The following is a 23,955-nucleotide window of genomic DNA, read 5'->3' as shown; positions in this document are numbered from 1 at the left end:
GTACTGACACGGATACCGGTTCAGGCAGCGGTACTGGTACGGATACTGGTTCAGGTAGTGGTACTGGTACGGATACTGGTTCGGGCAGTGGCACTGACACGGATACTGGTTCGGGCAGTGGTACTGATACGGATAATGGATTAGGTAGTGGCACCGTTACTGATAATGGTTCTGGTGATGAAGTTGACTCAGAAAACGGTTCAAACAGTGGTACTGATGTCGACAATGGACTGGGTAACAGTGCTAATGCTGGATTAGAATCTGGTTCAGATGCCGATGAACTAACTGGTGGTTCAGATTCTGATAACAACCACGCTGCCGGGAATACTAGCAATCTAGGTAATACTAGTGGGACTAGTCAACCAAGCAACCTTGCGAATGTAACCACGTCTGCTGGTGATCAAGCCCAAACTGGTGTTGCGGCCAGCGCAAATGCAACTGAATCTTCATCCGAAACTGGCACCGATAGTGCCTTGCCACAAACTAATGATGCTGATAACACGAACGCAACGCTTGCTGGTAGTTTGCTACTTGCGGCGAGTGGGTTGTTAGCAATGTTGGGGCTCGGTAAAAAACGGCGTGATGAGTAGTAGGAACAGTTTGACAAGAAGAAAGACTAATTTAAATGAAATTACGCTTTGACGAGTAGTCGTAATAATCGCTTAGTCATTTCAGAACGAAGATCGTGTTTTAAGACCTTTAATAACTCGTCAGTCTCACGGGCACTTCGCCCGTGGGCATACATAGTTGTAAAAAATAGAATTAAGTTAGGATGGGACTAAAATGCAAAAATCTTTCATTAAACAACTGCAAACTGCGATTACTTCAACGGGTAACTTAATTGATCGTGGTACGGGTACCGTTACCTTAGCGCTTTCGGTGAGTGATCATCGGCACCGGGCGCAAGTGACGTTTATTCGGCACAACAGCTTTAAGCGGACATGGGACGAAGTGGAACGGCATCTAGCCACGACACCGCAAGATAGCTGGGTACGGATCGAGAGTGTGCAGTGCTTACAGCGGTTGCCACGTGCCCAGTTCGAAAAGCAATTGGCGGCAACGATTCGGATGAATTATTGGCGTTACGGTGTTAGCTTTGACCCTGAACTTAAGACCGCGTTGTTAGAAATGGAGATTAACGGGCAAGCAATGTTCCAGCCGAGCAAAAAACACGTGATTGGGCGGAACCGTTCTGGCTCGTGGGTGGATTACACCCGTGTGAAACCTTACTTAATTAAGCGCAGTGGTGAATTGCCCGTGGATATTGAGCAAACGGCGTACGTCTGGACGTTTACGACCGCCGGCATTTTTACCGACGGAACGCAGATTTATCAGCTTTCAACCAAAGAAGATTGTAATAAGGGGCTGCGCGTCATGCGTGATCCAAAGAGCGAGATTGCGCACGCCATTGACGTTGGTGAAACGTTTTTAATTAATCAAATGAAGCCTAACGGGAAATTTGTGTACGGTTATTATCCAGCTAAACAGTTGATACTTAGTAAGTACAATACCGTTCGTCATTTTTCATCACTATACGCCTTATTGGAAGCAATTCAGTTCACGGGACGGACGGAAGATTATCAAAAGGTCAAACGGGCCATTGAATGGGGGCTAAAGGAAGCTACCGTCGAGCATGAGGGCAAAATTTTTATCGATGATAACGGTGAATTAAAGCTCGGTGGACAGGCGTTACTCATGTTGACGCTGAGTAAGTATCAGTCGGTGACCGGGGACCCGACGTTTATGCCAGTCTTGAAAAAGGTCTTCAAAGGGGTTCCCGCCTTCATTCAAAAGGACGGCAAACTGGTACACGTTTTGAACCCGGATTTGAGTCTAAAAAGTGCCTACCGAATCATTTATTACGAAGGCGAAGTGGTCTTTGGCCTGACCCGTCTTTATGAATTAACTGAAGATCCGGAAGTGTTGGCGCAAATCAAACAAATTTTAGATTACATGGTTGCGCACAATTACGGAAAGTACCATGATCACTGGATCTCATACGCAATTAATGAATCATTGCACGTTTTCCCAAATAACCGGGATTACATGGCACTGGGATTAAAGAATGCGTTTGACCACTTGAAGTTCATGGAAGATCGGGAAACCACTTACCCGACGTTGCTTGAGTTACTGGACGCCGCGGTTAAAATGACCGACCTGGTCCGGGACTCGGGAAATGAAGACCTATTGGAACCGTACAACTTAGTGCGGCTACGGCAAGCTTGGAAGTACCGCGCGGAGTATGAAATCACCAGTGGGAGCTTCCTACCAGAAATTGCGATGTATTTATACAATCCTGCTAAATTTATCGGTGGCTTTTATGCTCGTCACGATAATTTCCGAACCCGGATTGACGATTGTGAGCACTTTTTATCCGGATTGATCAATTACTACGATTACACTTACCGTCAATATTAAAGCGAGGGTGATAAGATGTTTTATTTTATTAATGAATATTTATTAGCAAAAAATTCCAGTGTGGAACACGCCGCAATTGACCGGGTCCGTTTGTTTAATCAGTTCCACCAACCGGCAAAAATTGTGACCAAGACCTACGACCGGTTACTGCACGGAACGGTTACCGCAATTAAGCTGCCTGATGAGCAAATTTTGAACATGTTTGATTTCTTTCAACAAACGACCAGCGTCGAATCACGGTTCGTACGGACGGATGACCTTAAGTTGCCGGTGGAATACGCGGTTACAGTTGGTGCCGATTTTAGCGAAGTGACCAACGGTGATAATTTAGTTAGTAAGGTTGGGTTTATTCCGGGAACGATTGGGCGAGTCTATTATCAGGAATTTCTTGATAACCAGGGGAACCCGCTTTCGACGGACCTTTGGGATTGGCGGGGCTTTAAATCTAGTACGCAGTATTTTGGACAAAACGGTAAGTTGATCATGCAACGGTATTACAACTTGGCTGGTCAAACGGTGTTGGAAGAGTATTACGTGGCTGACGTCAAAGGGAACCCCCTATTATCACGCGTAATTTTACGAAACTATCAGCATCAGTCCGAGCGCTTTTTCCAGAATCGGGATGATTTATTTAACTTCTTCATAGCGGAACTCAGTCGGTTAGATTCCACCACAACGACGTTTATTAGCGACCGACCGGGAACCGGGGTCCAACCACTATTACGGTTGAATGATGATTCTCATAAGTACGTTAACGTTCCAATCTATCACGCAAAGGACATTAACGAGCCGCTGCATTCACCATTGGACGGGTACTTACAACCAGCTTTCGATAATTTGACTCACTTTGACGGTGTCATTACCGCGACGAACAAGCAGGCCCAACACTTGCAACGGCGGTTTCCAAACGGCCACGTCATGGTGATGCCCAACGTAACGACGACCGCGCGTTCACAGGCCCCGTTGCGGCCCATCACTGAACGCAAAAACCAACTGCTCTACGTGGGACGGTTAGCTCCGGACCGGCAGTTGGAGCAATTGATTCGGGTCGTCGCGTTAGTTAAAAAAGATATCAACAACGTCCGTTGTGACCTCTACGGGTACGGGGATGCTAAGTACGTTGACCAATTGAAAAAGTTAGTGGCGGATCTTCAACTGGAAAAACAAGTTCGGTTGTGTGGCTACCAACCAGATTTGAGCGGCGTTTATGACAATTATCAAATCTTGTTAAATACCGCGCTAGCTAATGGTGGTCCAATGGCAATGCAAGAGGCCATGGCCCACGGGTTGCCGGTAATTAGTTACCAGTTTAATTATGGACCGGCCGATTTTATCGACGACGGGGTCACTGGTTACGTGATTAAACCTGGTGATCAGTTAACGATGAGTAAACGGATTCTTGAGTTACAGGCTAGTCCTCAAAAGTTGACGGCGTTTAGTGAGGCAGCGTACGCGCAACTGCACGATCATCAGACGGCGACCAAGGTTTGGCACCGTTGGCAACGAGCATTGGGACTATAGGAGGGTGATTTTATGTATTATTTTTTAAACGACAATATGCAATTTTCAAAATCGGGTATTGAGCACGCCGAAATTAGTCGTTTAGCGATTTTTAAACGTCACCGGGTTGCTGCCAAAATTGTTACGCGGATGTTTGCGATGAACCTCCACGAGGTGCTGAAAGCCGCCCAAATTGCCGATGCCGACTTTATTAATCTCTTTGACTTTTTCTGCGGCACCCAGGCAGTTACGCCGAAAACGTTTGACTTGGCGGACGTTGTGGTCCCGGCCGACGCAATAAAAACGCGTAAGGGACGGCAAGTCAACGTGATTCAAAAGGGCAAGCTATTGATGATTATTTATCTGCGCGAAGAAACGGAGCACGTTAGCAATATTCAGTACTTCGACGTTAACGGTAAGACCTTAAAAATGGTTTGGTGGGATACGCGCGGCGTTAAGTGTTTAGAACAACTCTTTGACTGGAACGGCAAAATCGCGCAAGAAGCCTATTTTGGTGCCGATGGACAAATTCATTTGGAGAAAATTCACATGTTGAATCGTGCGCAACAAGAGCGAATCACGTGGCGCGTTATTAACTATCGCGGACAAAACTGGCTGTTTAACGGAATGAATGAGTTAACGCGTTTCTTCTATGACGAGCTTAATCGTAATGGTGAGGACAACGTCTTTATTTGTGATCGAACCGTGGAATGTGCCTGGGGGTTATTTAATATGGAGACCCCGGCGAAAAAAGTCCTGCATCTACATAATAATCACGTTGGCTCGGATGGAGACTTTATGCACGCGCCGTTGAATAATAACTACGCGAACGCCTTAAATAACTTTGAACGCTGGGATGCGGTGATTTCCGCAACGCCGGAACAAACGAAGGAGGTCCAGGCACGCTTTGGAACGAGCGTACCGGCTTTCACCATTCCAGTTGGTTACGTGGGTGACGCCACGTTGAGCGCGGATCCGGTACCGTTTGAAGAACGGCAACAGCACCTGATTGTTCAAGTAGCCCGGTTAGCACCGGAAAAGCAACCAGACCAAACCATCACGGCCTTTCAACAAGTTCACCAACAAATTCCCGATGCCCAGCTGGAATTTTGGGGTTACGCCAACGGGGATACGTTAAAAAAAGTTCAGGAGCAAGTTAAACGGCTTCAGTTAGAGGATTGCGTTAGTTTTAAAGGGTATACCAACGATGTCAACGCGGTTTATAACCGGGCACAAGTGGGCGTTCTACCTAGTCGGGCGGAAGGTTTTTCATTAATGTTGTTGGAAGCACAGGCACACGGTCTACCGATGATTGCAAACGATGTCCGCTACGGGCCGAGTGCGATTATTCAAGATGGTGTCAGTGGAATTCTCACCACTTGTGACAATGTGCAACAACTGGCTGACAGCATGCTTAGTTTACTGCAACGGCCTGATCAATTAGCTGAGTACAGTCGGGCAGCTTATCAAAATTCACACCGCTATTCCGAAAAGGCCGTTTTTACTCAGTGGCAAGGCTTTATTCGGCAAATGCAAAGTTAACGGAGGAAATCACATGCGGTTAGATAGGAATGACTTTTTGCAACTTACGGGTGAATTAGTGGGGGAACCAACTCAGGACTGGGCGGTGGACTACTTCGGCCACAAGACGGGGATGCATTTTGAGCAGCGTCCGGAAGTTAAACACGGCGGCTTCATCTACTGGGATAATGCCCGGCGCGCAAAGATTAAAGCGCGCGCGTTGTCGGCGGAATTCGACGTCGCCAAGTGGGTCTTGACCCATTCACAAATTGAACTGGTTATCACCGAAGCACCGGTACCCGGTTTGAAGGGGCGCGTTGCCCAATTTGTTGTCCCGGATACCTGGCGGTTTTATTTGGAGGTAGCAGCCTATATTCGTGAACGCTACCTTGGTAAGGTCCTAACGGTCACGGGTTCGGTGGGCAAAACCACGACCCGCCTGATGTTGGCACAATTAATGCGTGCTAGTGGCCACCGGGTGATGACCAACCTAGGGAATGACAACGTGCGGCAAGTCTTGCCCCAATTATTAACGACGTTGTTGACTACGCCGGACGCGATGGTCGCGGAGTTATCAATTGGGGCCCTGACTACCAAAACGGTGGATGGTTTTAAAAACGCGCCGCTTTCACATAATTTTGAGGCCACAACGGCGATTGTTACACAGATTGGCGGGGCTCATCAGCGTTCCGTTATTCCTGGACAGGATGATTTGACGTCTAGTTTGAAGCAGGATTTAGCAACGGCACGGGTGAAGGGCCGTATTTTTGAAAAGATGCGCCCGGGTGGGCATGCCATCCTTAATTATGATATGCACCCCCAAATTTATAAATTACTCCAACTGACTGCGCAGAAACACGCCCAGGATCTCCATACGTTTAGTTTGCACGATCCGCATGCGGATGCCTACTTAGTTAGTCGCCAAAATTTCCGTGATTATTCGGAATTGACCCTGAACATTTTAGACGAAACGGCGGTGATCCGACTAGCGCTTCCCGGCGATGGCCCGGTAATGGACTTACTGGCGGCGTGTTTAGCTTTTCGTTTACAAGGTTGGCAGTTGCCCAATCTGACTAAGGCCTTTCAAGCGTTTAAGCCGCTGCACAACGAACTCGTTTTTCATAATTTAAGCACGACTCAAGGGGCAGTTACGTTAGTGGAGGATACCTATAATTCAACGCGTCATTCCGTCTTGAACGTCTTGACGGTCTTAAAGGAGCGGGGACCGTTTTACCACGGCCCCAAAGTGCTGGTGATTGAAACCGGTGATGACATTACCGCGGAGGCGGCCGTCCAACTTAACCTAAGTTATGTGCAACCGATTTTGGATAGCGGTATCGATCTCGTCCTTGGCTATCGGGATCCAACGATCAAGCCGTTAATTGATGCGTTAGCAGAACGGGGTCAGCGGGCTAAGTACTATCCCCAAATGGATGCTTTGATCGATAACATTGAAGCTTTACCAGAGGATGCTTTTGTCATCGTAAAGGGGCAACACTTCAAGTACGGCTCGGATCTTCGCCGCTTAACGCCACGGTTGTTAAAGCGGGCGGCTGTTCGTTAACGTCAGTAATCAGTTAACTCGAAACCGGTTTTTTAGACGGTTTCGAGTTTTTTTGATTGTGATTGTTAAAGTGAGTCGCTGTTTAAGGGCGTCATCTGCTGGGAATTGAAACCAAATTGTGGCTTGTTATATAATGGGTAGGATTACAGCGTTAAGTCCAATCCCGGCTAAGTGGGATTGTTAATCTACTATTATAATATGGAGGAAATTTAATGAAGTGGACTGAAGTTACCGTTAGTACCTCGAACGAAGCCGTTGAAGCCGTTTCAAATATTTTGATGGAAGCCGGTGCGAGTGGTGTTAAAATTGACGACGCCCTTGATTACCAGAATTTAAAGCCCGACCGTTACGGTGAAATTATCGACTTGGATACCATTCCGCACGTGACCAGCGGTGCCAAGGTTTCAGCGTATTTTCCAGAAACGGTGTTCGTTCCTGAAATTTTACCAACCATTAAGCAACGGGTTACTAAATTGGCGGAATACGGATTGAACCCGGACCCCAACGAAGTCAGCATGGCGGCCCTGTCTGATGAAAATTGGGCAACGGCGTGGAAAAAGTATTACCACCCGGTGCGGGTGACCCGCTACTTAACCATCGTCCCTAGTTGGGAAAACTATCAGGTTACCCAGCCCGGTGAAGAGGTTATTAAGCTAGACCCCGGGATGGCCTTTGGTACCGGGACACACCCGACGACAAAGCTTTCCTTACAGGGTCTCGAAACGGTCATCAACGGGGGCGAACATTTGATTGACGTTGGGACCGGCTCCGGTGTGTTAAGCATTGCGGCTAAGGCCATGGGCGTGGGTGCCGTCGAAGCTTACGACTTAGACGAAGTCGCCGTGCGTTCGGCTCAAGCCAACTTAGACTTAAACCCGGTCGCTAAGGACGTTAAGGTGGCGGCTAACGACCTGTTAAAGGGGATTCATGCTCAAGCGGACATTATCGTGGCCAACATTTTGGCCGAAATCATCGTCCCGTTAGTTCCACAAGCAAAAGCAAACTTAAAACGGGGCGGGTACTTCATTACTTCGGGGATTATTAACGATAAGTTCAAAACGGTCCGTGACGCGATCGCGGCAGCGGGCTTTCAAATTGCTCAGCATACTCAGATGGGTGACTGGCACAGTATTGTGGCCTACTTGCCAACCGATGAAGATTAGCGGGGGAACGCCATGCAACGATACTTTTTAAAAACGACGGTGGCTGCGACGGTTGGGACGACCTTTACCGTCAGTGGGGACGTTGTTAAACACTGGGTCAAGGTCATGCGGGCCCAACCCGGCGACCAAGCGGAATTTGTGACGCTGACCCACGCCGTGTTGGTTGCAAAACTCGTGACTACGGACGGTCAAACGGCCACGGCCACCGTTACGGCGGTCAGCCACCCCCAAGTTGAATTACCGCTGCCCGTGACGATTGCCTGCGGGCTGTCCAAGGGGGACAAACCCGAACAAATCGTTCAACGGGGGACCGAACTAGGCGCCAGCGCCTTCGTCTTTTTTGATAGTCAGTGGGCGGTTGCCAAGTGGGCCGCTAATAAACGTGAACGCAAGTTAGCACGCTTGGCCAAGATTGCGCAGGGGGCGGCGGAACAGTCCCACCGAACCATGATTCCGACCGTCAGCTACGCGGCCAACTTACAGCGGGTCGTTGCGGATGTGCCGTACGACCGCGGTATCGTTGCCTGGGAAGAATCGGCGAAACGGGGTGAAAGCGGCCAACTGGTCCAAACCTTGAAACAGATGCAACCGGGTCAGCGCTTGTTAGCGATTTTTGGGCCGGAGGGCGGCCTGACGCCGGACGAGGTCGGCCAGTTAAACGCCGCGGGTATCGTGGCAGCCGGTCTTGGGCCACGAATCATGCGAGCCGAAACCGCGCCCCTCTACTTGTTAAGTAGCGTGTCTTTTTGGTGCGAACTAGTGTAATTTAACGGGCAGTGGTGTACAATGAATAATCATAGTCATTTAGCAATTAAGCGTAAGTGAGGGAATAAGTTTGACGGAAAAGTTTCTGAAATACAGTGGCCAATATTGGCTCATTGCGCTTGTCGTTGGGGTGGTGTTACCGTGGGGATTGAAGCTTATGAGTGTCAGCCGGTTTCACCAAATTGTATGGCTGTTATTCGTAGTCGACTTCATCTTGGCGGCGGTAATTGGTTGGTGGATTCGTAAAGCGGACCGGACTGGCTGGCTGGTATTCGTGCTGCCGGTATTTTGTTTTATTGGCCTGTACCTGTTTTTTCCAACCTATGTCTATTATTTGGCGTTAGTCGATCTAGGCATCTCTTACTTAGCATACGGGTTGACCGCACCTCGCGAAGTTTAGTGTAAAATCGGTCGGTAAGGCACGTTGGGTGGATAACTAACGTGCCTTTTATGCAATTAGAATTCTGTGGAAGTCGTGGTGATAGCAATGCCCAAACAACCAACCTGGACGGCTCAAGACGTCCTGAATATGGTTCAAGAATATATGAATAAAGATCACGTCGCACTCGTCAAACGGGCCTGCGACTTTGCAACTTACGTGCACCGTGATCAGTACCGGCAGTCCGGGGAGCCGTACATAATGCACCCCATCCAAGTTGCCGGCATTTTAGCGGAATTAAAGATGGATCCAGAAACCGTCGCGTCGGGTTTTTTACACGACGTGGTGGAAGATACCGGGGTAACACTCGGTGACGTTGAAGAATTATTTGGTAAAGACGTCGCCGTCATCGTTGACGGGGTCACGAAACTTGGTAAAATTCGGTATAAGTCCAATAAAGAACAGTTAGCCGAAAATCACCGTAAACTCCTGTTAGCGATGTCTAAAGACATTCGGGTCATGATTGTTAAACTGGCGGACCGGCTGCACAATATGCGGACGTTACAACACCTCCGTCCCGATAAACAACGGCGCATTGCCAACGAAACGTTGGAAATTTACGCACCGATTGCGGACCGGTTGGGGATTAGTACGATCAAGTGGGAACTTGAAGATATCTCACTGCGTTATTTGAATCCGCAACAGTACTACCGCATCGTGCATTTAATGAACTCACGGCGTGAAGACCGGGAAAAATACATTGAAATTGCCATTCAAGATATTCAAAAAGCCTTGAAGGACTTGGAACTACCCGACGCGGAAATCTACGGCCGGCCCAAGCATATTTATTCCATTTATAAAAAAATGCGCGATAAACATAAGCAGTTTAGCCAGTTATACGACTTATTGGCAATTCGGGTGGTCGTGGACTCCATTAAGGACTGTTACGCCGTTTTGGGGGCTATTCATACCCAGTGGAAACCCATGCCGGGCCGCTTTAAGGATTACATCGCGATGCCTAAGGCCAATATGTACCAGTCGCTGCACACGACCGTGGTCGGCCCCGAAGGCAAACCCTTAGAGATCCAGATTCGGACATTTGAAATGCACCGGGTCGCTGAATACGGGGTTGCGGCCCACTGGGCATACAAGGAAGGTAAACGCGGTGAAGTCCAAGCAACCAAATCGGGCAACAAACTGAACTTGGTTAAGGAAATCATTGAGCTTCAAGATGAAAGTAAGGACGCCGCCGACTTTATGGAAGGCGTTAAGGGGGACCTCTTTAGTGACCGGGTCTACGCGTTTACACCGAAGGGTGACGTCACCGAGTTACCAAAGGGTGCCGGTCCGCTGGATATGGCCTATTCGATCCATACCGAGGTTGGGAACCACACTACCGGAGCCAAGGTTAACGGTAAAATCGTCCCGTTGGATTACCAAATCAAAAACGGAGACATCGTCGATATTTTAACGTCGACGAGTTCGACCGGACCGAGTCGGGACTGGCAAAAACTGGTTTACACTCGCCGGGCCCGTAATAAGATCAAGCAGTTTTTCCGCAACGCCGACCGGGAAGAAAACATCATTACCGGACGGGAATTGCTGGAAAAGCAATTACGAGAATTTGAGTTTAGTCCTAAAGACGTGATGACTAAGGACAAACTTGACGCTGTGGCGAAAAAGATGCACTATGCCAGCCAGGACGATCTCTTTGCCGCCCTTGGTTTTGGCGACCTGCAGCCCGTGGGAATCGCCAACCGGTTAACGAGTGACGTGCGTAAACAACGGGAAGCTGACCGGCAGCGGGAACGGGAAGAAGCGATTCTTGCCGAAACTGCCGAACAATCGTCACCAAAGAAAAAATCCAAGGAAAAGACCGAGGAACAGGACAAACAAGAAAAGAAACGCCGTAAAGTCTCGTCATCCGGTGGGGTGATTATTCAGGGCGTTGATAACTTGTTAGTACGTTTAAGCCATTGTTGTTCACCCATTCCGGGTGACGAGATCGTGGGTTATATCACTAAGGGCCGCGGGGTATCCGTGCACCGGGTGGAATGTCCCAACGTGACGAGTGCCGAAGCTCAGGGTGAACGGTTGATTGACGTGCAGTGGGAGGATCCCGAGGGTGACCGGACCAACTATAACTCCGACCTTGAAATTCAAGGGTACAACCGCAACGGGATGCTGAACGACGTTTTAAAGGTCATTAACAATAATACGAAGTTTTTGACCAACGTTAACGGTAAAGTTGACCATAACAAAATGGTGATCATTAGCGTTTCGTTGGGGGTTCGTAACTTGGACCACCTGCAACGCATTATCGATAGTTTAAAGAACGTTCAGGACGTCTACGTCGTTGAACGCAAATTATCTTAGGAGGTTAACCAATGCGCGTCGTATTACAACGTAGTCGGCAGGCCACGGTCACCATCGACGGTGAACTGCGGGGGCAAATCGACCACGGCTTTGTGTTACTCGTCGGTTTTAGAGACGGTGACGGTCAGCCGGAACTAGATTATTTAGTGCACAAGATTCTCAACCTGCGGGTCTTTAGTGACGCGGCGGGAAAAATGAATTTAAACCTGCAACAGGTCGGTGGCGCAATTTTATCCGTTTCGCAATTTACACTGTACGCGGATACCCGGCACGGAAACCGGCCAAGTTTTACCGCGGCTGGCGATCCGCAAACTGCCAGTCAGTTGTATGATGCATTTAATCAGCAACTGGCTGCTGGTGGGGTACAAGTCGCTACCGGTGAATTTGGTGCCGATATGCAAGTGAGCCTGACCAACGATGGCCCGGTCACGATCATTTACGACACTGATCAAAAATAACGTTAAAGCCGAAAGTCCGTTATTGAACTTTCGGCTTTTTGACTAATACAATTAATATGGGGGCTTTAACAATGCGTGAATTTTTGTGGGATTTGGACGGAACCCTACTCGCTACCTACCCGGCGATGGTCGCCGGGTTCCAGCAAGCTGTCAGCAACTTAGGCGCGACTGTGAGCGCGGATGAAACCTACGCAATGATGCGGCAACACTCCGTAGGTTACGCGGAGCGCACGGTGGCGAAACGTTTTGGTTGGGACTGGCACGACTTGCGAGCGGGGTATCAGCAATACGAACCCGCGTTGCAAGTTGCTCCGGCCGCGTTTGCCGGAGCTGAAGCCGTTTTACGGGCAGTTCAAGCGTTAGGTGGTCATAATTACCTGATGACCCACCGTAATCAAAGTGCCCACCAGTATTTACAACGTGCGGGCCTTGCGAAATACTTTACTGATGCGGTCACGGCCGAACAACCCTTTGCTCGTAAACCCGATCCGGCCGCGTTGAACTACCTGCTTGATAAGCACCACGTTGACCGGCACATTGCCGTAATGGTCGGCGATCGTAATTTGGATATTGAAGCGGGACATAACGCGGGAATCGCGGGTTATTTATTCGACGTTGATCATTTAATTCACGTGACTAGCCACCCCGAAGTCCAAGTCGCGAACCTTAACGAACTGTTACCGTTCGTTAAATAGATAAATAAAACGTCCCCCAGCTAAGTTCTTGGGGGACGTTTTTTGGCTCACTAGGGCGCATGGTACAACTAGCGGCATCAATAGCGGTTCAGGATGCGGTCAACGGCCGGACCGTACGTTTCACCGAAGAGGTTCAGGTGCGCCAGTAAATAATAGAGCTGATATTCTGGCAACCGTTCTTCAAACCCGGGTGCAATCGGGTACACCTGCTGGTAGCCGGCGTAGAAGTCGTCACTGAAGCCGCCAAAAATGGTGGTCATCGCCAGGTCCATTTCACGGTCACCATAAAAAACGTCGGGATCAATCAGTGTCGGGGTTCCGTCAGCGGTAAACAAATAGTTGCCCGACCAAAGATCCCCGTGTAAGAGGCTCGGTTGTACCGTCCGCATGTGGTCTTCAGCGAGAATGTGTTTGCGGAGCCGTTGGTAATGGGCCGCTCGCTGTGCGGACCAGTGACCTTGATCTTGCGCCAATTTGACTAGTACATCCAAACGCTGCTGGGTGTAAAAGGTGGCCCAGCTGTGTTGCCAGTGATTGAGTTTTGGAATCTTACCCAACGTAAAATCGTGGTCGAGTCCAAACTGAGAGGCGTGTTGCTGGTGGACTCGTGCCACTGCTTGACCTAAGGCGCGCTGGCTGCCGTGGCCCGCTTCCAGCCAGCTGAGCAGCAGGTAGCCGTCGCCATCAATGGTTCCGTTAGCGATCACGTGCGGCGTGGCTACTACTGGTTCCAGCAGGGCCAGTCCCGCGACTTCGTGACTGAAAAAGGCGGCGCCGCGCTGGGGTTGAACCTTTAAAAAGTAGCGGTGGTGGGCCGTTTGAACGGCAAAGGCCGCGTTGATGTCACCGCCACTGACGGGAGTGACACTCGTAATGTTAGTAAGCGGTAACTGGGCTAACCATTCCTTTGATAATTGCATCCCAATCAACTCCTTTTTAATTAGTTGTAACACGAAAACAAGCCGCCGACCAGCGTCGACGACTTGTTATGGTTATTGATTTGCAAAGTAGGTGCTTAAGCCGGCGTAAACCGCGTGGGCAACTTCGTTCGGATACTTTGCCGAACTGATGGTTTTAAAGTCCGCTTTATCATTAATGTAACCTAATTCCATTAAGACCGCCGGTACTGAATTATCCCGGATCACCAGAAAATCGCCGAAGTCAACGCCCTTGCTTTGAATTGGCAAGGTTGAGGCGTCGTTACTGAGGTCCTTTGCGAGGGTCAGTGAAGTGGATTTATGGTAGTAGTAGGTCGTAATCCCGGAAGCCTGGTTCTTTTCCGGAGAACTGTCAAAGTGGAAACTAATAAACGCGTCGGCGTGAAGCTTATTTGCAATGGCCGGTCGAGCACTTAGTCCCACGTACGTGTCAGTGTCGCGGGTCATGACCACGTGGGCACCCGCAGCCCGGAGCTTTTTAGCGACCGCTTGTGCCACCTTTAAGGTGTACGTTTTTTCCATTTTACCCTGACTGGAAAGGGCCCCTGAATCGGAGCCCCCGTGTCCCGGATCTAACACGATGGTCGCTTCGGAAATCTTGGTGGTCCGCGTGAGTTGCGTGTTGTGCTCGTTAACTAGCCAGCTGGCGATCCAGCCAAACTTGTGGTCTGCGTAGCGCACGTATAACCAGTTATTTTTGCGTTTCATAATGTGGACCTTGGTTCCCTTGGTCGTAGAGTCCGCGATCGCGTAACTCATTCCGGGTCCTTGACGAATATTGACGTTGGCGATGTTCACGGTCGCCGTATTATTTGTCGCGAGGAGTACGACAAAGCCAGCCACGAGGCCGATAAAGACGACTGCGACCGTAATTTGGCGCCAAAATTGTTTTAACACTTGCATGAATAGGTCACCAACTAAATATATAATGAGTTTTTTTAGAATACTTCACCCAGTATACCAAAAAATGTTCCGAACGGACGCTAATGGCCATTATTTTACGGGCATCAGTTGACTTTTACGAGCTTTTCGTGTAACTTTAACCGTAAGTTAATAAATCGACCGCAGAGAAAGTAAGAGCATTGTGCAACGCTTTAGGCAGAGACCGGTAGTGCTGAGAATTCCGGATGGCGAGCAATGAGGAGACGCTTTTGAGGTGAACGGAACGTTCCGCCTGTGATTACAGACGTTATCAGATAGTACTCATAAAGGTGGTACCGCGCTAAAAGCGCCCTTGATTCGATTCAGGGGCGCTTTTTTTGTCGATTTGATTAGAAGGAGGAAGTAACTAATGAGATACCAACGGCCAAAAGGCACCGCGGATATTTTGCCCGGTGAAAGTGAGAAGTGGCAATACGTTGAACAAACGGCCCGCGACCTGTTTAAGACTTACCAATTTAAAGAAATTCGCACGCCGATGTTTGAAAACTTTGAAGTGTTCTCGCGTTCAGCGGGGGACACGTCCGACATCGTTACTAAGGAAATGTATGATTTTCACGATAAGGGTGACCGGCACGTCACGTTACGGCCAGAAGGTACGGCCGGTGTTGTTCGGGCCTTTGTCGAAAATAAGCTGTACGGCCCCCAAGTTTTAAAACCGCTTAAAGTTTATTACATGGGACCAATGTTCCGCTACGAGCGGCCCCAATCTGGGCGGTTACGGGAATTCCATCAGCTCGGGGTCGAAGCCTTTGGGAGTGAAAGCGCCGCGTTAGACGTTGAAGTGATCGCGATGGGTTACAACCTGTTAAAGAAGTTTGGCTTAAACGACTTAAAACTGGTGATCAACACCTTGGGTGACCAACAAACGCGCGACGATTACCGCCAAGCCTTGATCGACTATTTGGAACCCCACTTTGACGAATTAAGTGATGATTCCAAGGAACGGTTACACAAAAACCCGCTCCGTGTCCTGGATAGTAAGGCGCCGGAAGACCAGAAGTTCGTTGCCGACGCACCGTCGATTTTGGATTATTTAACGCCGGACGCCCAGCAACACTTTGAACAAGCCAAAGCGTACCTCGAAGCGTTGGACATTCCTTACGACGTCGACGCGACGATGGTGCGGGGCTTAGATTACTATAACCACACCATCTTCGAAATCATGACCAATTCCAAAGCACTGGGTCAGGGTTACACGACCATCTGTGCCGGGGGTCGTTACAACGGCTTGGTCAAAGAACTGGGCGGTCCCGAAGTTTCCGGCGTCGGTTTTGGACTTGGGGTTGAACGGTTACTAGTTTTGATGGACGCTGAAAAGGTCGCGATTCCAACCGACGATGCGCTGGACGTCTACGTGGTCGGTATTGGCGAAAATGCCAGCGCAACGACCTTGAAGCTGGTTCAGGCCATCCGGGGTGCCGGTTATACGGCAGAACGTGATTACTTGGACCGCAAACCGAAGGCCCAGTTTAAGAGTGCCGACCGTTTGAACGCCCGTTACACGATGACGGTCGGGGAAACGGAAATGGCCGACCAAGTCGTCAACTTAAAGGAAATGGCCACTGGTGAAGAACGCAAAGTTGCCATGGCGGACGTGTTTAACCACGTTGATCAACTTTTAACTAGCAAATAGGAGGAATTTTTAATGAAAAGAACCACTTATGCGGGCCTAGTTAACGAAGATTATTTAGGTCAAGAAGTGACTTTACAAGGTTGGGTGCAAAAGCGCCGGGACTTAGGTAGCTTGATTTTTATCGACCTGCGGGACCGTGAAGGCATCGTCCAATTAGTTTTTAGTCAGGAATTTTCACAGGACGCCTTAGACGTAGCTGACCAGCTGCGGAGCGAATACGTCATTGAAGTGCAAGGCAAGGTGGTTAACCGCAACGCCGACGCCATCAATGACCGCATGAAAACGGGTAAAGTGGAAGTTGAAATTCACACGGCCAAAATTCTAAATAAGGCTAAAACGCCGCCATTTTATATTCAAGACAACATTAACGTTTCGGACGAATTGCGGTTGAAGTACCGTTATTTGGACTTGCGCCGGCCAGAAATGCAACGCGGGTTGAAGATTCGCAACGGTATTACCCAGGCGGTTCACAGTTACTTTGACGCCAACGGTTTTTATGACATTGAAACGCCGTTCTTAACGAAGTCCACGCCGGAAGGGGCCCGGGACTACTTAGTGCCATCCCGAATCTACCAGGGACACTTCTACGCGCTACCCCAATCACCACAACTGTTCAAACAGTTATTGATGGGGGCGGGCTTTGACCGTTACTACCAAATCGCCCGTTGTTTCCGGGATGAAGATCTACGGGGCGACCGGCAACCTGAATTTACCCAGATCGATATGGAAACGTCCTTCCTAACGGCTGAAGAAATTCAGTCCTACACGGAAGGTTTGATTCAAAAGGTCATGAAAGACGTTAAAGGTATTGACGTGAAGGCGCCGTTTAAGCGGATCACCTGGCAAGAAGCCATGGACCGGTTCGGTTCCGAAAAACCCGACGTACGCTTTGGTATGGAATTAAAGGACATGGCCGCTGCCGTTAAGAACGCCGGTTTTAAAGTGTTTGACAACGCCTTAGCCGCTGGTGGGCAAGTTAAAGCCATTGCCGTACCGGGCGGCGCAGACAAGTACTCCCGCAAGCAAATCGACGCTTACACCGAATACGTCAAACGTTTTGGTGCCAAGGGGCTGGCCTGGATGAAGGTGACCGATGATGGTTTCAGCGGTCCGGTTGCTAAGTTCTTTAAGAACGACGGGGATTTTGAAGCCATCACCAGTGCAGCTGATGCTAAACCGGGTGACCTGTTGTTGTTCGCCGCGGACAAGTTTAAAGTCGTGGCTGATACGTTGGGTTACCTTCGTAAAGCCATTGCTAAAGAACTTGACCTGATCGATGAAAACCAGTACGCCTACCTCTGGGTCGTTGACTGGCCACTCTTCGAATACGACGAAGGGATTGAACGCTGGGTTCCAGCACACCACCCATTCACGATGCCTAACGAAGAAGACGTGCACTACTTAGACGAAGGCGAAGATCCGCACAAGGCCCATGCCCAGTCTTACGACATCATCTTAAACGGTTACGAACTAGGTGGTGGGTCGATTCGGATTCACACCCGTGAGTTACAGGAAAAGATGTTTAAAGCACTCGACTTTACTAAGGAACGGGCTCAGGAACAGTTTGGGTTCCTGCTTGACGCCTTAGACATGGGCTTTCCACCGCACGGCGGTTTAGCCATTGGTTTGGACCGCTTCGCTATGTTGTTATCCGGTAACGATAACATCCGGGAAGTGATCGCCTTTCCTAAGAACTCCAAGGCTTCCGAACCGATGACTAACGCACCGGCGACGGTTTCCGACCAACAACTAGCCGACTTGGACTTGTTGATCACGAAAAAACCAGACGAAGATAATCAGGACTAAGTTATCTCAGCGAAAGAACGTTCAATCCGTAGATTGGACGTTCTTTTTGCTTCGTGTTAAATTTATATTAAAACTTAATTGGAGGAATTTTAATGGAAACAGCAATTTTTGCGGGCGGGTGTTTCTGGTGCATGGTCCAACCGTTCGATAGTCAGCCAGGCATCGAAAGTGTCGTTTCGGGTTATACCGGTGGCCATACCAAGAACCCGACGTATCAAGAAGTTAAGTCCCACACAACTGGTCATACCGAGGCGGTCAAGATCACCTTTGATCCGGCGGTGATCTCCTACGCGGACCTCGTGGAGATCTACTGGCACCAGACCGACCCAACTGACGCGATGGGCCAATTCCAGGACCGGGGGGATAACTACCGGCCGGTCATTTTCGTTAACGGCGCAGACCAGCGGCGCGTTGCCGAAGCTTCAAAAGCCGCGTTACAAGCCAGCGAACGCTTTGATCAACCAATCGTCACGACGATTGAAGACGCCCAGCCGTTTTATCCGGCGGAGGCCGAGCACCAGCGCTTTTATAAAAATAATCCGGTAGTGTTTGCGGAACAGGAAGCCGGGGGTCGGGCGGCCTTTATTGCCCGAAAGTGGGCCGATACGCCCAAGGTGGATTAATAATCTGTGAATTTGCTGAGAACGGTGAGACTTCTGGTAGAAAACCGCAAAACCGCGTCAGTTAGGGGTTATGCGTGTTACAATAGCGAAAGCAAAAACGTAAAGGAGCACTTACTAAATGGATGATTTTCAGCAGTTATCCAAGCACCACCGTGACGTGGTCAAGGCTTCGACCGCCTTCATTTACGCCATTCTTGTGTCGATTGCGATGAACTACTTCTGGACACCCGGTCACATTTACTCTTCTGGGATCACCGGGCTGGCTCAATTGGTGAATAGCTTGATGACTAAGTTTATGCCGGTACAACTGTCCACCGCCGCGCTCTTATTCCTGTTAAACGTCCCGATGTTTATCTTGGCCTGGCGTTCGATTGGCCACCGGTTTACGGTTTACACCTTCTTAGCGGTCACCCTTTCTAGTATCATGATCAAGGTGATCTCACCAGTTGGGTTGACCCACGACCCAATCATCTGTGCAATTTTCGGGGGCGCGGTCAACGGTTTTGGGACCGGGACCGCCCTGAAAAACGGGATTTCGACTGGGGGGTTAGACATCATCGGCATCGTCTTGCGGCGTAAGACCGGGCGAAGCATTGGTACCATTAACATGGCTTTTAACTCGGTCATTATCCTGGCCGCGGGCTTCGTGTACGGCTGGCCGTACGCGTTCTACTCCGCGTTGGGCCTGTTCGTCAACGGCCGGGTGATTGACATGACCTATACCCGTCAGCAAAAAATGCAGGTCATGATTATCACCAGTCGCCCCAAAACGGTCATCGATAGCGTTCAAAATCGAATTCGGCGCGGGGTCACCATTGTCCATAACGCTGAAGGGGCCTACCAACATGACGACAAAACAATTTTATTTACGGTTATCACGCGTTACGAAATGCCGGAATTAAAGGCGGCCATGGCGGAGTCCGATCCGCACGCGTTCGTTAGTATTTCCGATACGGTTAAAATTTTGGGCCATTTTTACGAGCCCAAGCCGTAACTACCGACTAATCCAGCTCCGTTGAAACTGAAACTAAACTTTAAGGCGCGTAAATTACTCAAAGTAGGACCGAGTAGTTTACGCGTCTTACGTTTCCACGGGATGGTGCTAAAACGGGCGCCGAGGGTCCGGTGTGCCTCCGCGCCGTTTTTGAACGTGCGGGTAATGCTGGTGGTGGCTGGTTAAATTATTAAGCAACGATAAAGTAATTCATATTTGGAATAGTTGTAAAAGTAAAATATGCTATAATCAATTGTTGTATTTGACAGCGTGAAAGGGTGGCCGGATTGAAAAAAGCACTGTACATCTGGTTGATCAGGGTGGTTTCGTGGCTGACACACTTTAAACCGTCGGCCCGCGTGATTTACGTGATGAGTTTTGCGGATAACCTTGATTTTATTCGGCAACTAAACAAACGAGTCTCTGGTCGGTTGACGGTGTACTACTTACCGTCAGCGCGGGCGGGTGGCCTTCAATTGGCAGCTGACGGAGTTGCCACGCGGGCGTTTCAGGATTCACTACGGTTCGTCTTGACCGGGATCCCGGTTTTTACCCGTGCGGCGGACCTCTACCTGGATAACTACTACGCGTTTACGGCCGGGTTATATCGGCACCGTCAACAGCGGGTCGTGCAATTGTGGCACGCCGGTGGTGCAATCAAGGCGTTTGGCTGGGGGGATCCCCAGACCGCGCGGCGTTCCCCGGCGGATCAGCGTCGTTTTCAGGCGGTCTATAATCACATTACGGACTTTGTCGTTGGTTCTGAAAAAATGGGGCGCGTGTTTGCGGAGAGTTACCACGTTCCCGAATCGCGGATGCGGGTTTTAGGCTATCCGCGTTCGGACCGGTACCGACAAACACCGTGGGTTGAACGGACCCGCGCGGCCATTTACGCGCAATACCCGGATTTAGCAGCCAAAAACGTTATTTTATACGCCCCCACGTACCGGGCGGGGGTCCGGTTTGACTTGCCGGCAGATTTTGGTCAATTAAAGTTAGCGGCGAATCAGCGGCTGATTGTCAAATTACATCCGCACTTGCAAGACCAGGCACGGGCGTTACAGGCGCGGTATCCCGATTTGATCACGGTCGTTCCGGACTTCAGTACGGACGAGTTGCTGACCGTAACGCAGACCTTGATCAGCGATTATTCGTCCGTAATTTTTGACTACGCGCTCTTGCCAAATTGTCAGAAAATGGTATTCTATGTTTTTGACTGGCAAAGTTTTACCCGGGACGTGGGGTTGCAGGCGGATTTCAAAACCTGGGCGCCCGGACCGCTGGTGACAAACGTGGCCGCGTTGAATCGGGAGTTAGCGCAAACGCCGCAAGCGTTGCCGCTAACCAAGTTTAACCAGTTATGGAATACCCGTAATGACGGTCACGCTACTAAGCGGACGTTAGCTTACTTTTATCAAAAATAAACGATTACGTCACAACGATAGATAGGGAGTGTCGGTGCCTTGAAAGAGGTCGTATCAATAATTAAGGAACAGTTCCAAAATTGGGGCATTATTTGGCGGATTTCCAACTATGAAGATCAAGCCAGTTATCAAAACCATTACCTGGGACTAGCCTGGGAATACTTATACCCGTTAATTCAAATTGCCATTTACTGGATCGTTTTCAGTGGCGGCTTTAAGAAGGGCAGCAACCTGGATGGAGTCTCTTACCTGATGTGGATGGTGATTGGAATCACCCCGTGGTTCTTCATGAACCGTGCCGTCCTCGACGGTTCAAAGAGTATTTATCAACGGGTCAACATGGTTTCTAAAATGAAGTTCCCGGTCTCGGTGTTACCGTCGATTCGGATCATTGGTAACTTAAATTCGTTTTGGACGATGCTGGTGTTTTCAATCGCGCTTGGGTTCTTTAACGGCGTTTACCCGGCCGTACAGTGGTTACAGTGGATCTACTACTTTATTTGCATGATGGCGTTGATGTTTGCCCTCAGTATTTTTAACTCGACGGTGTCGGTGCTCGTCCGTGATTGGCAGATTTTATTACAATCCCTAATGCGGATGCTGTTCTACTTGTCCGGTGTTTTGTTCAATTTCCAAACGACCGGTTTCCCGGCACCGTTTGTCCGGATCTTACAGTTGAACCCGTTCTTCTACGTGATCAACGGATTTCGGGAATCGATGTTCCACCAGGGCAGTGACACCTACATGTGGAGTCAGCCCATTTTGACCCTGATCTTCTGGGGCATCGTTTTGTTCTTCCTCCTGATTGGGTCGCACTTGCACTACAAGTTCCGTTCCCGGTTTGTGGACATGATTTAATTTTAGTTAAATTAGCGAGCGAATCACTTTTCGTGGTTTGCTCTTTTTTTGTATAATAAAAATTAGTAAACACGTACGGTTAACTGCTAAAATGAAAAAAGGGATGGATGGACGATGTTAAGATTAGGATCACACGTTTCGATGAAGGCGCCCGCAATGCTACTCGGATCGGCTGAGGAGGCCGCCAACTACGGCGCAAACACTTTCATGATTTATACCGGGGCACCCCAAAATACCCGCCGAAAACCAATTGACGAGCTGAACATCGCGGCCGCCCAACCCGTTATTGAAAAACACGATTTGCGTCAAATCGTAGTGCACGCTCCCTACATCGTGAACCTCGGGAACACCAAGAAGCCGGGGTACTTTGAATTTGCAACCGACTTTTTATACCAGGAAATTCAGCGGGCCGAAGCGGTGGGTGCGACTCAACTAACGCTACATCCGGGGGCTCACGTCGGCGCCGGGGCGGACGCGGCAATCGCGCAAATCATTAAGGGATTAAACGCCGTTATCCGCCCGGAGCAGACCGTCCAAATTGCATTAGAAACGATGGCCGGCAAGGGGACCGAGGTTGGACGGACTTTTGAAGAACTGGCCCAAATGATCGACGGCGTGACGTACAACGAAAAGTTGTCAGTCACCTTTGATACTTGCCATACTAGTGACGCGGGTTATGACATTAAGCATGATTTTGACGGGGTGCTCAACGAGTTTGACCACGTGATCGGCTTGGACCGGTTAAAGGTGGTTCACCTGAACGATTCGAAAAATCCACAAGGGGCGCATAAGGACCGCCATACCAACATTGGCATGGGCACCATTGGGTTTGACGCGTTGAACTACGTCGCACACCACCCCCAGTTACCCGATATCAGTAAGATTTTGGAAACGCCGTACGTGGGTGAGAACAAAAAACATCAGTTTCCACCGTATAAGTACGAAATTGCCATGTTACGGGCGGGCAAGTTTAACCCGAACCTGTTGGAAGATATTCAGAATCAAGCATAAAACTAGAATTGAGAGGCTGTGACAAAAGTCACAGCCTCTGTTGTATCTCCGCACAATTATTGTCGAAACGGGTTTCAAAAGTCAGCGGGCTCCGCTTAACGGCTAACCGACTTTTGGCACACTCTGTTTTATTTACACGTAGGAGGTAGCGTCATGGATTTAAAAGGTCAACGGATTTTAATTGTAGGTGGAACGTCCGGGTTTGGGTTGGAAGTCGCCAAGCAGGTCCTCACCCGGGGAGCAGTGGTGCACGTGATTGGACACACGCCGGCACACGTGCAACGCGCTTTACGGCAATTAACGAGCTTGGGAGTAGTACACGGAACGGCCCTCGATGCGCAGGCTGGCACGGCTATGGGGGCGTTTTTTGAGCGCCACGCGCCCTTTGACCACGTGCTTTCCTTTTTAGGTGGTGCCATGGGCGGCGGCTTTTTGGAAAATTCGGTCACGGCGATTCGGGCAACAATTGAAGCGAAGTTTTTTGCAAATTTACAGTTGGTTCAACTGGCCAGCCGGCGGTTAAACCGCCACGGAACAATCGTTTTGACCTCTGGTGCCGGTGGTCACCCGTACGACGCTTCGGGAGCTATCATTGGCAATCAGGCCATTAATACTTTAGTTGCCGGGGTGGCCGTTGAATTGGCCCCTGATTACCGGATTAACGCGGTGGCCCCGACCTGGACGCCGACCGGGTTATGGCGACAACTGTCACCTGAGCAGCGTCAGAAGCAAGCAAACGAGTTTAGCCGCGGGGTGCCGCTACGGCGAGTTGCAACGGTGGCTGAGGTGGCGTCCGCGTATGTTTATTTGATGCAAAATGAGTTTGTGACTGGTCAGGTGTTGCACGTTGACGGTGGGGTCGCGTTGTAAGCAACCCGAAGCCGTAA

21 protein-coding genes are annotated in these 23,955 nt (G+C 49.7%); 19 read left to right on the top strand and 2 right to left on the bottom strand.

The genetic code is table 11. From position 1 onward, the window contains the following. The 11 genes from D1831_RS09530 to D1831_RS09480 form a co-directional block, all read left to right on the top strand. Positions 1–590, top strand: a 590-nt coding sequence (locus tag D1831_RS09530) for an LPXTG cell wall anchor domain-containing protein (protein WP_125072711.1), incomplete at its 5' end; no start/stop codon positions are given. 193 nt (positions 591–783) lie between these two features. Continuing rightward, the gene (locus D1831_RS09525) at positions 784–2,418 is read left to right on the top strand and encodes a glycosyl transferase family 1 (protein WP_125072710.1); all 1,635 of its coding nucleotides are present in this window, start codon (positions 784–786) and stop codon (positions 2,416–2,418) included. Positions 2,419–2,433: 15 nt separating this feature from the next. Next, positions 2,434–3,939, top strand: coding sequence for an accessory Sec system glycosyltransferase Asp1 (gene asp1 / locus D1831_RS09520; protein ID WP_125072709.1), 1,506 nt, complete (start codon positions 2,434–2,436; stop codon positions 3,937–3,939). Between the two features lie 12 nt (positions 3,940–3,951). Beyond that, the gene (locus D1831_RS09515; RefSeq protein WP_125072708.1) at positions 3,952–5,460 is read left to right on the top strand and encodes a glycosyltransferase family 4 protein; all 1,509 of its coding nucleotides are present in this window, start codon (positions 3,952–3,954) and stop codon (positions 5,458–5,460) included. Positions 5,461–5,473: 13 nt separating this feature from the next. Then, positions 5,474–7,003, top strand: coding sequence for a Mur ligase family protein (locus D1831_RS09510; RefSeq protein WP_125072707.1), 1,530 nt, complete (start codon positions 5,474–5,476; stop codon positions 7,001–7,003). Between the two features lie 212 nt (positions 7,004–7,215). Further along, entirely contained in the window at positions 7,216–8,166 is a 951-nt protein-coding gene (gene prmA / locus D1831_RS09505) for a 50S ribosomal protein L11 methyltransferase (protein WP_125072706.1), read from the top strand. A gap of 12 nt (positions 8,167–8,178) precedes the next feature. After that, positions 8,179–8,931, top strand: coding sequence for a 16S rRNA (uracil(1498)-N(3))-methyltransferase (locus D1831_RS09500; protein ID WP_125072705.1), 753 nt, complete (start codon positions 8,179–8,181; stop codon positions 8,929–8,931). A gap of 70 nt (positions 8,932–9,001) precedes the next feature. Then, positions 9,002–9,331 (top strand): hypothetical protein, encoded by a 330-nt coding sequence (locus D1831_RS09495; protein WP_125072704.1) that lies wholly within the window; start codon positions 9,002–9,004, stop codon positions 9,329–9,331. A gap of 87 nt (positions 9,332–9,418) precedes the next feature. Next, positions 9,419–11,686 (top strand): RelA/SpoT family protein, encoded by a 2,268-nt coding sequence (locus D1831_RS09490; protein ID WP_125072703.1) that lies wholly within the window; start codon positions 9,419–9,421, stop codon positions 11,684–11,686. Between the two features lie 11 nt (positions 11,687–11,697). Beyond that, a complete protein-coding gene (dtd, locus tag D1831_RS09485; RefSeq protein WP_125072702.1) occupies positions 11,698–12,144 on the top strand; it encodes a D-aminoacyl-tRNA deacylase in 447 nt (148 codons plus the stop codon). Between the two features lie 71 nt (positions 12,145–12,215). Next, on the top strand, positions 12,216–12,839 hold the full coding sequence (locus D1831_RS09480) for an HAD-IA family hydrolase (protein ID WP_125072701.1): 624 nt from the start codon (positions 12,216–12,218) through the stop codon (positions 12,837–12,839). A gap of 77 nt (positions 12,840–12,916) precedes the next feature. On the opposite strand, the gene D1831_RS09475 is transcribed toward D1831_RS09480, so the two are convergent. Beyond that, a complete protein-coding gene (locus D1831_RS09475; protein ID WP_125072700.1) occupies positions 12,917–13,759 on the bottom strand; it encodes a fructosamine kinase family protein in 843 nt (280 codons plus the stop codon). A 72-nt stretch (positions 13,760–13,831) separates the two neighbouring features. Further along, complete coding sequence (locus D1831_RS09470) at positions 13,832–14,680, bottom strand: N-acetylmuramoyl-L-alanine amidase (RefSeq protein WP_125072699.1); 849 nt, start codon at positions 14,678–14,680, stop codon at positions 13,832–13,834. A 388-nt stretch (positions 14,681–15,068) separates the two neighbouring features. Between D1831_RS09470 and hisS the strand changes: the two genes are divergently transcribed. From hisS to D1831_RS09430, 8 genes are all read left to right on the top strand, one after another. Further along, the gene (gene hisS / locus D1831_RS09465) at positions 15,069–16,352 is read left to right on the top strand and encodes a histidine--tRNA ligase (RefSeq protein ID WP_125072698.1); all 1,284 of its coding nucleotides are present in this window, start codon (positions 15,069–15,071) and stop codon (positions 16,350–16,352) included. A gap of 12 nt (positions 16,353–16,364) precedes the next feature. After that, the gene (gene aspS, locus D1831_RS09460; protein ID WP_125072697.1) at positions 16,365–18,158 is read left to right on the top strand and encodes an aspartate--tRNA ligase; all 1,794 of its coding nucleotides are present in this window, start codon (positions 16,365–16,367) and stop codon (positions 18,156–18,158) included. 92 nt (positions 18,159–18,250) lie between these two features. Next, the gene (msrA, locus tag D1831_RS09455) at positions 18,251–18,781 is read left to right on the top strand and encodes a peptide-methionine (S)-S-oxide reductase MsrA (RefSeq protein WP_125072696.1); all 531 of its coding nucleotides are present in this window, start codon (positions 18,251–18,253) and stop codon (positions 18,779–18,781) included. Between the two features lie 118 nt (positions 18,782–18,899). Continuing rightward, positions 18,900–19,775, top strand: coding sequence for a YitT family protein (locus D1831_RS09450; protein WP_125072695.1), 876 nt, complete (start codon positions 18,900–18,902; stop codon positions 19,773–19,775). A 278-nt stretch (positions 19,776–20,053) separates the two neighbouring features. Beyond that, positions 20,054–21,199: a CDP-glycerol glycerophosphotransferase family protein gene (locus tag D1831_RS09445; protein ID WP_125072694.1), complete on the top strand. Its 1,146-nt coding sequence runs from the start codon at positions 20,054–20,056 to the stop codon at positions 21,197–21,199. Positions 21,200–21,238: 39 nt separating this feature from the next. Further along, positions 21,239–22,057, top strand: a complete 819-nt coding sequence (locus tag D1831_RS09440) for an ABC transporter permease (protein WP_125072693.1) — start codon at positions 21,239–21,241, stop codon at positions 22,055–22,057. A gap of 114 nt (positions 22,058–22,171) precedes the next feature. After that, positions 22,172–23,068 (top strand): deoxyribonuclease IV, encoded by an 897-nt coding sequence (locus D1831_RS09435; RefSeq protein ID WP_125072692.1) that lies wholly within the window; start codon positions 22,172–22,174, stop codon positions 23,066–23,068. Positions 23,069–23,221: 153 nt separating this feature from the next. Further along, the gene (locus D1831_RS09430; protein WP_125072691.1) at positions 23,222–23,938 is read left to right on the top strand and encodes an SDR family oxidoreductase; all 717 of its coding nucleotides are present in this window, start codon (positions 23,222–23,224) and stop codon (positions 23,936–23,938) included. Positions 23,939–23,955 lie beyond the last annotated feature (17 nt).

The organism is Lactiplantibacillus garii (assembly GCF_003885105.1).
Lineage (GTDB): Bacteria > Bacillota > Bacilli > Lactobacillales > Lactobacillaceae > Lactiplantibacillus > Lactiplantibacillus garii.
The sequence above is the reverse complement of the archived record's forward strand: the minus strand, read 5'-3'. Positions and strand labels throughout refer to the sequence as shown.

What these genes read in the sequence shown, in the direction of transcription:
- D1831_RS09450 (WP_125072695.1), top strand. Translation starts at nt 18,900, where the DNA reads ATGGATGATTTTCAGCAGTTATCCAAGCACCACCGTGACGTGGTCAAG.
- D1831_RS09525 (WP_125072710.1), top strand. Translation starts at nt 784, where the DNA reads ATGCAAAAATCTTTCATTAAACAACTGCAAACTGCGATTACTTCAACG.
- prmA (WP_125072706.1), top strand. Translation starts at nt 7,216, where the DNA reads ATGAAGTGGACTGAAGTTACCGTTAGTACCTCGAACGAAGCCGTTGAA.
- dtd (WP_125072702.1), top strand. Translation starts at nt 11,698, where the DNA reads ATGCGCGTCGTATTACAACGTAGTCGGCAGGCCACGGTCACCATCGAC.
- asp1 (WP_125072709.1), top strand. Translation starts at nt 2,434, where the DNA reads ATGTTTTATTTTATTAATGAATATTTATTAGCAAAAAATTCCAGTGTG.
- D1831_RS09500 (WP_125072705.1), top strand. Translation starts at nt 8,179, where the DNA reads ATGCAACGATACTTTTTAAAAACGACGGTGGCTGCGACGGTTGGGACG.
- D1831_RS09430 (WP_125072691.1), top strand. Translation starts at nt 23,222, where the DNA reads ATGGATTTAAAAGGTCAACGGATTTTAATTGTAGGTGGAACGTCCGGG.
- D1831_RS09470 (WP_125072699.1), bottom strand. Translation starts at nt 14,680, where the DNA reads ATGCAAGTGTTAAAACAATTTTGGCGCCAAATTACGGTCGCAGTCGTC.
- hisS (WP_125072698.1), top strand. Translation starts at nt 15,069, where the DNA reads ATGAGATACCAACGGCCAAAAGGCACCGCGGATATTTTGCCCGGTGAA.
- D1831_RS09480 (WP_125072701.1), top strand. Translation starts at nt 12,216, where the DNA reads ATGCGTGAATTTTTGTGGGATTTGGACGGAACCCTACTCGCTACCTAC.
- D1831_RS09435 (WP_125072692.1), top strand. Translation starts at nt 22,172, where the DNA reads ATGTTAAGATTAGGATCACACGTTTCGATGAAGGCGCCCGCAATGCTA.
- D1831_RS09475 (WP_125072700.1), bottom strand. Translation starts at nt 13,759, where the DNA reads ATGCAATTATCAAAGGAATGGTTAGCCCAGTTACCGCTTACTAACATT.
- aspS (WP_125072697.1), top strand. Translation starts at nt 16,365, where the DNA reads ATGAAAAGAACCACTTATGCGGGCCTAGTTAACGAAGATTATTTAGGT.
- msrA (WP_125072696.1), top strand. Translation starts at nt 18,251, where the DNA reads ATGGAAACAGCAATTTTTGCGGGCGGGTGTTTCTGGTGCATGGTCCAA.
- D1831_RS09510 (WP_125072707.1), top strand. Translation starts at nt 5,474, where the DNA reads ATGCGGTTAGATAGGAATGACTTTTTGCAACTTACGGGTGAATTAGTG.
- D1831_RS09490 (WP_125072703.1), top strand. Translation starts at nt 9,419, where the DNA reads ATGCCCAAACAACCAACCTGGACGGCTCAAGACGTCCTGAATATGGTT.
- D1831_RS09515 (WP_125072708.1), top strand. Translation starts at nt 3,952, where the DNA reads ATGTATTATTTTTTAAACGACAATATGCAATTTTCAAAATCGGGTATT.